This is a genomic window from Roseateles sp. P5_B10 (assembly GCF_056400485.1).
In genome coordinates, this window is sequence record NZ_JBFULE010000193.1 from 1 (window position 1) to 7,908 (window position 7,908).

Below are 7,908 nucleotides of genomic sequence, written 5' to 3' on the forward strand. Positions count from 1 at the left end.
GGTGACAACGAAGCCGCCGACGAAGACCAGCGGCACGCCCAGGCGCTTGAGCCAGGCCGAAGCGGCCATCAGCACGAAGATCATCGGCGCAAGCCACAGCATCAGCGGCACGGTGCCCACGAGGCCACGCAGCAGCAGGGGCGTTGCCGCCGAGACGACCTCGCCCCAGTTCACCGACATGGCCGCGCCCAAGCCCGCCTTGCTGCCCAGCACCGACATCGCGATCGGCAGGCCAAAAAGGGCCCCCACGACAGCKCCGCCCAGAGGCGCCAGCCAGGCATGCGCCAGCACCGTCGACGCGACGCTCTCGCTCGGGCGCCCCGGCAGGGAGAGCCAGAACTCGATCGAGCGGTCCTGCGCATCACGCCGCGCCAAGCCGGGCAACTGGAACAACGCCACCAGCAGGCAGATGACATACACCGCGCAGGTGCTCAGCAGCAGGATGGCCAGGCCGATCAGCTCCGGGTGTTCCATCGGCAGGCCCTGCACATGGCCGAAGGGCAGCATGGCCAGGAAAAGGATCGGCGGGGCGAAGGCGGCGATCAGCCAGCCGCGCTTGTGCTGCATCCACTCGCGCAGCAGCAGGGTGGGGATGTGGTTGTTCATGGCATTTGCTCCAGTTCAGGCTTGCTTGCCGTTCAGCGCCGGGTTGCGGGTCAGCGCCATGAAAAGGTCGACGAGGCTGGGGCGCACGCGCTGGCCCAGGCTTGTGATGTGCTCGGGCGGCGGGCCGTCGAACAGCGAGGTCGTGCGGCCCTGCTCGCGGTAGCGCAGCAGCGGGTGGGCGGCGGCCATCGCGTCGGCGGCGGCCGGGTCGTGGTTCAGCGCCACGAAACGGCGGTCGATGTCCTCCAGGCTGATCGACAGCGCCACGCGGCCTTCGTCCAGCATGATCACGTCGGACAGCAGCGCCTCCACCTCCTCGACCTGGTGGGTCGAGATCAGCACGCTGCGTTCGCCGTCGCACCACTCGTCGATAAGCATCTCGTAAAAGCTCTTGCGCGACACCACGTCCAGGCCCAGCGTCGGCTCGTCCAGGATCATCAGCTTCGCGTCGATGGCGGCGATCAGTGCCAGGTGCGTCTGGGCCACCATGCCCTTGGACAGGCTCTTGATCTTGTCGCCCTCGCTAACGCTGGTGCGCTTGAGCAGGGTGCGCGCGCGCTCGGCAGAGAACTTGGGTTGCAGCCGGCCCATCAGCGTGATCAKCTCGTGCACGCGGGCCCAGCGTGGCAGCACCGCCACGTCGGGGATGTAGCTGAGCTCGGTCAGCAGCTGCTGGCGGTTCCTGGTCGGCTCCAGCCCCAGCACGCTCAGCTCGCCCTGCACCGGCAGCAGGCCAACCATCGCCTTCATCAGCGWGGTCTTGCCGGCGCCGTTGYGGCCCAACAGGCCGACGACGCGGCCCTTGGGCACCGCGACGGAAACGTCGTTCAGCGCTGTCTTCTTGCCGTAGCGCAGCGTGATGTTCTTGGCTTCGATGAGGTTCATGTCGACTCCCAGTTCAGATCCTTGGCGGTCAGGCCCAGCCGCTTGAGCTTGGCGCGCAGGGCCGGCCAGTCCTTCTGCAGGAACTGCTCGCGCTCCTGGCGCAGCAAACGCTCGCGGGCGCCGCTCATCACATACATGCCCAGGCCGCGGCGAGACTCGATCAGGCCGTGCTCGCTGAGCGCCTGCAGCGCCCGCGTGACGGTGAGCGGGTTGATGACGTACTGGCTGGCGAGCTGTCGCACCGACGGCAGGGCCTCGCCTTCCGGGGGGCTGCCGTCAAGCAGCTGCACGGCCAGTCGGTCGGCGAGCTGCTGGTAGATCGGTGCCTGGTCTGTCCAGGTGGGAGTCATGGGAGCTCCGAGGTGTGTTGCTGATGTAGCACACCATATCTCGTGGCTCCGGGAGCGACCTAGCGGAGGGCGACAGGCTGCAGATTTGGGGGGATGGGCTGCATGTGGTGGCTGTCGGTGTCGGTGTCGGTTTGCGCACAACTCGGAACTGTTTGCGCACAACTCTGAACTCGGTCGTACCCATCCTTGACTCAGTTGGAACGTAGCGCGGCGCGCTTTCCTAGCAGGGGCGTCAGCAAGGATCTCAGCCAACGCCGAAAGACTTCGATGCGCAGTTTTGGCGCTTCTTCTTGGGGCGCCTGCCTGACGTCAAAGAGCGGGTCTCCAGTCTCTTCCGGAAAGTAGTGTGGGCATGGACTTTCCGTCACGAATGCAAAGCTCTTGCTCGGCATCAACGTGCCCTTGTTGCCGTCGTACTCAAGGAACGCAGCCGGGCGGTTGCCGCTATGCCAGGGGCAGATCAGCTGAGTGAAAAGACCGACGGCCGTCGATGCCAGGACGCCGTTGGGCCACACGACCTGAGGCTTGCCGCCTGCGGCGCCGTAGTTGCGAGCCTCCTGAGCTAGCGCTTCCTCAGTCACCAAGCCCATGCAGCGCAGACAAGGGCTCCCCGGCGTGATCAGCACCACCTGGCCAGAAATGAGGAAGCCGGCACCCACCTTGTGAACGTCCATGCCAATGTCGATATACGGGATCAGGAAGCGCTGGCAGAACTTGTCGAGCTGATCCTTGGCCGCCACGGCGTCCAAGCAGCCGATCAACACATCGCAGGTCTGGAGTTCCTTGGCCGCCTCTTGCCACTGTGTAGGGTGGGCGCCGATGCTGGCGTCAGCGACGACGGCACGGATCATGCGCTCGGCGATGTCGACCTTCAAAGTCCCGCGCTTCACATCTTCCAGGGTTCCACCGACCAGGCGGTTCAGATTCGTCTCGTCAATGGTGTCCGGGTCGACCAGCACGTAGTTGCTGACGCCAAGGTGGGCGAGCTGTTGGACGACATGCGACCCGCCGCCGCCTAGGCCGATGACGCCGACCTTCGCGCGCTTCAGGTCCTGCTCGCTCTTGGCGCCAAGGAAGCTCTGACGGTCATGCTTGCTCATAGCGATCTCCAAATTTCTGAACCGAGCGGCCCACCTGCGTGAACCCGTCGACGTACTGGGGTTTGGCGTTCTTCGCCGTCCATACCAAGCCCTTGGCGCTGGTATTGCTCAGGACAAGCAGGCCGTGGGGCGTGCGCGGCAGCGCGTTGAAGAAGCCAGGCACGAACTGGGCGCCGCTGACCAGGTCAGTCTTAGAGAAGACCGGTACGCCGCGGCCGCCGTGGGTGTGGATGTGAAGGAGGGCCGACTTGCCCGGGTGCGCCGCCTCGATCGCCTTGCGCATCGCGTCGGAACCGATCTGGGCACCAACCGTCGCGCTGGCCTCGTAGTCTTCGTCGGCCACCGGGTGATAGCTGCGGCAGAGAAGCAGGATGCCGCCGTCACGCGGGCGCGTCGCGCCCGCGGTCAGGAAGCCAACGCGTTCGAAGGCGAACGCGTGGCGGCGGTGCAGGTCGGCGCGAACCTGTGCTAGGAGCGCCTCGGTGATCTTGATGTGGATCTTCATCGGAATGCCCTCAAGTGGTTCATCAAGATCTGCACCCAGGGGAGCGCGGCCTCGATGCCCTGCCACGAGCAGGCGTACCAAGTGCGGCCACCCAACGTATGTGCGGTCCAGTTGTTCGCGCTGCCGCCGGGTATCTGGCGATCCAGGAAGAGCCGGGTCAGGTAGCCGGAGTGCTCGTGGGGGTGGAGCAGCGCATCGCAGACGACGGTGCCGCTGCGCGTCTCGACCTTGAGGCCAGGCAGAAAGGCCAGCAGGCGGCCCCCGTCCTGGAACGCTTCGGCGCTGGGCACGATGGCCTGCAGCGCACTGAGCTGCGCGGCGCTCACGACGACTGCCCCCGCGGCGGATGCGACGTGAAGTGCATGCCGGCCTTGAGCTTCAGTTCTTCCCCGGGCTTCAGCTCGACCAGCTTGCCGTTCACCCACAAGTCGAGGATGTAGCCCGGCTCGACCTCGAAGATGGCGATCAGCTGCTCGGTCGTGTAGGTGCCCTTGGCCAGCTCGAACGGCTGCTCGTTGTAGACCACCTTGATCAGCTTGCTGGCCTTGCGGGTCTTGAAGTGCTCCGTGCCCTTGTGGGACAGGTCCACCATGTCGTCCTCGTCCAGCACCTTGTCCGGCGCATCTTTCAACTGCTGCACAACCTCGAACTCGTCACCCTTGCGGGCCAGGCGCAGCAAGGTGCAGGCGTTGACCTTCGCACGCGGCCACTCAAGCTTGAGACCGTCCAGGAAGAGGCGGTAGGTCGCATCGCCCTCGATGACGAAGAAGCGCTCCACGCCCGGCTGGGTGAGGTCGACGAGCTCTTCAGGGCGGATCTCCTCCAGCGCACCGTTGTTCAGCTGTTGGAGGACGATCACCTCGTCGATGGAGTTGAAGCCTGCGGCTTCGGCGATCTGACGGCCGGTCACACGGTCGTCGTGGAGGCGCGCGCCGCGCGGGTTGAAGTTCTCGTCCAGGACCTCGATGGCTTGGCCCTGGCGGTTGCTGCTCGCACCGATATGGTGCGAATCATGGGTATCGATTTGCATAAAAAATCTCGCGAATGAATTCATCCAGGACCGGCCAAAGTGGACGGCCCCCCGGCTGGCGTCTCGGGACTCTTGACGCCCGGGGCATGGCCAAAGACACTCGCGACTTCCACATCTGAGTCTGGCTTCGGCCGGGTTCACCCCAGGGGCAAGCTTTCGAGCTTGCCCTTTTTATTTGCTGCTTTTCATCGGACCTCCTACGCTTGGTTGGTTGCTTTTGGTGCCGTCGTGGTCTCCATTCGAGCCCACGGACGCCACTATACATGATCATTTTGGGTTGGTCAAAGATCCAAAATGGATGCTTAATGGCACCAAACGCGTATGATGGAAAAAATGCCTGAGATCGACTCTTCCCTTCTTCGCGCCACCCTCGATGAACTTGCCCGCCCGCAACGAGAACGGCTCGCCTACATAGATTTCTCTCTCTATTTCCTGGGAGAGCTGCGCCGCCTGGAGCTGGCTGAAAAGTTCGAGACAGGCCCTTCGGGCGCCACGCGAGACATTGCCCTCTACAGGGAGCTGGCCCCAGAGAACTGTGAACTTGATCAAGCTCAGAAGGCCTACCGCCCGCTGCCAACCTTCAAACCGTTGTTCAAGCACTCGCCGCAACGGGTTTTGACGGCGCTCTCGCAAGGCTTCGGCGAGGGCCTTGGGTCGGAGACTGAGTCGCTTGTTAGATGCGACATCCCTGTCCCGCTTGCAGTGCCGGCGGCCGACGTAATCGCGCCGATCTCACGCGCGATTCATAGAGGGCTGGCTGTCCGCGCCGCTTACACGTCTGTTGAGCGGGGTCGCACGGAGAAGACGCTGGTGCCAATTGCACTCGTCGACAACGGCGTGCGGTGGCACGTTCGTGCTTTTGATCGCGAGCACCAACAGTTTCGAGACTACGTGCTGACGCGGATCGAGAATCCGATGGTGCTGGAAGACAGCCCTGCGAAGAGGGAAGAGTCGGCTGAGCAAGATGCGCAGTGGAGCCGGGTCATCGACCTGGAACTTGTTCCGCATCCAGATCATCCGCGACCTGAGCTTGTTCGCTCCGACTATGGAATGGTCGACGGCGTCTTCAAAGTGCGATTGAGGGCGGCCAACGCAGGGTACATGCTGCGATGCTGGTCCGTCGATTGCTCGCCAAACCATGAACTGTCTGCGCGAGAGTTTCCCCTCTGGCTCCCAGATCGGTTCGCGCTCTATGGTGCGAACAATGCGCAGCTCGCGCCGGGCTACGTCGATCCCAAAGAGCTGACGAAGACGGCGATTCGTGCGCTATGAAGGTCGCCAGGCTGGCAAACGCAGTGTTGCAGCCTAGTGGGCTGAGGTGCGAAATCACGACGTAAGCCCGCTTCCTTTGCGGCGCGAACTTAAAGGGCGCTAAGTGGCGATCACAGACGGTGCCGCAGACCTCCAACGGTGGCGCACGCCTCCGGTCTACCGAATGGTTAGCGGCGGACTGCTGTTGCCCGGCCGACATGAGAACAAGGTGTGGCGGGGCTTGGCCCAGTACCACGGCAATACTGAACCCGGCGTATCGCTGTGCATCAAGTGGGTGCCTCGCAAGGAAGTTCTGGCTACCGAGCTGGCCTGCTCTCTCGCCGCGCAAGCCTTGAAACTGCAAGTCCCTCGAGGTTCGCTGGTGCTTGCGCAGCGCGATCAGCTTCCAGGGCTGCCCGCGCGCGCGACGGGAGCAATGGGCGATAAGGTGCTCTGCTTCGGCAGCGAATTGCAGTGGCCTGACGACACTCTTGCAAGGCCAGTTGGCCTTGAGGCCGTGGAAGATTGGGTCTGGCGGCGGCTGTGCGATACCCCTCAAGGTCCGATTGGCGCCGTTTGGGACGAACTGGTCGCCAACGAGGACCGCCATTTCGAGAACGTCGTCTTCGACGGAAATCGCTGGTGGCTGATTGATCACGAGTTCACGCTGCAGCCGGTGGCAAAGGCCATGAAGCGCTTCACTGACTCTAACGTTCGAGCGGGGGTGATCGACTACCACCCGTTAGAGAACACTCTCGTCCACGAGGTCGTCACTCGTTGCCATGACCACAAGATGCAGGCTGTTCCGCAAAGCCTCAACAGCTACAAGCAGCGTCTGCTCTGGATGGTCGGACAAGCCCGACAGTGGACACAGTCGACAACAGGAATCTCGGAGCTGGATACCGTACTGATGATGGCTTGGTACTATCTTTCGTCCATCGAGTTGCGCCTTCCGGCCTTGCCGCTACATCTCGGCAAGCGCCTAAAAAACCCAACCCAACGTCTCGAATGGCCCTCTTCCAGCAAAGCCTCGAAGGCCCCGGCGCAGCGTACCAAGACCCGCCCTGCGTAGCCCTGTACCGGCCAATCTTCTGGGAGCCGGTCGCGGGAACAGGTGAAAGGGTCGTCGCGTTGATCGCCTTGGAGCCGCACGACTCGACGCAAGTGGTCATGGCGGCGAAGACGTATTGCGTGTTGTCACCAGAACGACTAGTTGCGATGGTCGGTAGGCAACGTGGAAACGCATCGAAGGGCGTACTGCAGCAGGTCGCTGACTACATGTCCTCCCAGCAAGCCGCAGGCATGCCTCTGGCGGATTTGGTGCCGCCATTCCATGGCTTTGTTGCAGCGCCGCTGATGACATGCAGGGGATACGACGTCGACCAGGTGCTCAACGCGGCCGTCCGCAGTGTGAGCGCCTTTGCCAGCGCAGACGCGATGATCGAAGAGGAAGCCGCGGCCGAGACTCCTCGATCGACCGTCCGAACGTCGGAGTTCCTCAAAACGATGAAACGCTATGTGGCCTCCGACGATGCCGAGATGAAGGCCCGTTTTGATCGGCGGTTCAGGCCGCGGAATTCGCAGATCGATCTGACCATTGACTACGCATTTAGCAGGTGGATTGTTCAGGTCACGTCATTGCCAGCAACGGAGCGGCAGGCTCATCACGCCATGCGCGAGGCGCAGAGCAAGCTGTTCGAAATTGGGCTTCTTCGGGAAGTGATGGACGGCAACGCGCTGTCGCCGATCCTTTTGGTCAACGAGGATGTCCTCGTGCATAGCCCATCAGACAGCGCGTTAGGCTATGCGTCACGCATGCAGATGCGCCTTTCCGAACTGGCACGGTTCGGGAATGTCGAACTGATGCAGGTTGCCACCCCGGAAGAAGGCGCCGAGAAGGTTCGCGCTCTGCGGTGACGGTGCAGCTCCGGGTCATTGATTTGCAATGCCTAGTGGAGTCCTTCTGGCCCGCGAAGACCAAGTGAAAAAGCCCGCCGGGTTGGGGCGGGCGGAAGGACTGGAACGACAGTGACCGCGCCGGCGTCGCCGTGCGCTACTCACTGATCGTGTCGATCCACCCGTACGACGAGGTGGCCGCCGACGTTGATCTCTACACGCCGATCGCAACCGAAATCGCGATCGCGAATGGCATCCCGATCTAGGCCAAAGCCATCGCCTACC

10 protein-coding genes are annotated in these 7,908 nt (G+C 63.0%); 3 read left to right on the forward strand and 7 right to left on the reverse strand.

Translation table 11 applies throughout. The features are described from left to right. From AC1DU6_RS13790 to AC1DU6_RS13820, 7 genes are all read right to left on the reverse strand, one after another. A partial coding sequence (locus tag AC1DU6_RS13790) for a hypothetical protein (protein ID WP_477857783.1) occupies positions 1-606 on the reverse strand: 606 nt, incomplete at its 3' end. A gap of 15 nt (positions 607-621) precedes the next feature. Next, positions 622-1,491, reverse strand: coding sequence for an ABC transporter ATP-binding protein (locus AC1DU6_RS13795; protein WP_477857785.1), 870 nt, complete (start codon positions 1,489-1,491; stop codon positions 622-624). Beyond that, the gene (locus tag AC1DU6_RS13800) at positions 1,488-1,841 is read right to left on the reverse strand and encodes a GntR family transcriptional regulator (RefSeq protein ID WP_056200043.1); all 354 of its coding nucleotides are present in this window, start codon (positions 1,839-1,841) and stop codon (positions 1,488-1,490) included. The genes AC1DU6_RS13795 and AC1DU6_RS13800 overlap by 4 nt, the downstream gene beginning before the upstream one ends. Positions 1,842-2,032: 191 nt before the next feature. Continuing rightward, complete coding sequence (locus AC1DU6_RS13805; protein WP_477857787.1) at positions 2,033-2,941, reverse strand: HesA/MoeB/ThiF family protein; 909 nt, start codon at positions 2,939-2,941, stop codon at positions 2,033-2,035. After that, the gene (locus AC1DU6_RS13810; protein WP_457324404.1) at positions 2,928-3,446 is read right to left on the reverse strand and encodes a hypothetical protein; all 519 of its coding nucleotides are present in this window, start codon (positions 3,444-3,446) and stop codon (positions 2,928-2,930) included. Before AC1DU6_RS13810 ends, AC1DU6_RS13805 begins: the two co-directional genes overlap by 14 nt. Continuing rightward, on the reverse strand, positions 3,443-3,772 hold the full coding sequence (locus tag AC1DU6_RS13815) for a hypothetical protein (RefSeq protein ID WP_457324403.1): 330 nt from the start codon (positions 3,770-3,772) through the stop codon (positions 3,443-3,445). Before AC1DU6_RS13815 ends, AC1DU6_RS13810 begins: the two co-directional genes overlap by 4 nt. Further along, on the reverse strand, positions 3,769-4,476 hold the full coding sequence (locus tag AC1DU6_RS13820; RefSeq protein ID WP_457324402.1) for a multiubiquitin domain-containing protein: 708 nt from the start codon (positions 4,474-4,476) through the stop codon (positions 3,769-3,771). Before AC1DU6_RS13820 ends, AC1DU6_RS13815 begins: the two co-directional genes overlap by 4 nt. 333 nt (positions 4,477-4,809) lie before the next feature. Here AC1DU6_RS13820 and AC1DU6_RS13825 point away from each other — a divergent pair, with 333 nt between their 5' ends. From AC1DU6_RS13825 to AC1DU6_RS13835, 3 genes are all read left to right on the forward strand, one after another. Beyond that, positions 4,810-5,748 (forward strand): WYL domain-containing protein, encoded by a 939-nt coding sequence (locus AC1DU6_RS13825; protein WP_457324401.1) that lies wholly within the window; start codon positions 4,810-4,812, stop codon positions 5,746-5,748. Between the two features lie 220 nt (positions 5,749-5,968). Next, positions 5,969-6,799, forward strand: a complete 831-nt coding sequence (locus AC1DU6_RS13830) for a hypothetical protein (protein WP_457324400.1) — start codon at positions 5,969-5,971, stop codon at positions 6,797-6,799. After that, a complete protein-coding gene (locus tag AC1DU6_RS13835; RefSeq protein ID WP_457324399.1) occupies positions 6,736-7,644 on the forward strand; it encodes a hypothetical protein in 909 nt (302 codons plus the stop codon). Before AC1DU6_RS13830 ends, AC1DU6_RS13835 begins: the two co-directional genes overlap by 64 nt. Positions 7,645-7,908: the final 264 nt, after the last annotated feature.

Coding starts and splice junctions, on each gene's coding strand:
- AC1DU6_RS13800 (WP_056200043.1), bottom strand. CDS start 1,841: ATGACTCCCACCTGGACAGACCAGGCACCGATCTACCAGCAGCTCGCC.
- AC1DU6_RS13810 (WP_457324404.1), bottom strand. CDS start 3,446: ATGAAGATCCACATCAAGATCACCGAGGCGCTCCTAGCACAGGTTCGC.
- AC1DU6_RS13825 (WP_457324401.1), top strand. CDS start 4,810: ATGCCTGAGATCGACTCTTCCCTTCTTCGCGCCACCCTCGATGAACTT.
- AC1DU6_RS13820 (WP_457324402.1), bottom strand. CDS start 4,476: ATGCAAATCGATACCCATGATTCGCACCATATCGGTGCGAGCAGCAAC.
- AC1DU6_RS13835 (WP_457324399.1), top strand. CDS start 6,736: ATGGCCCTCTTCCAGCAAAGCCTCGAAGGCCCCGGCGCAGCGTACCAA.
- AC1DU6_RS13805 (WP_477857787.1), bottom strand. CDS start 2,941: ATGAGCAAGCATGACCGTCAGAGCTTCCTTGGCGCCAAGAGCGAGCAG.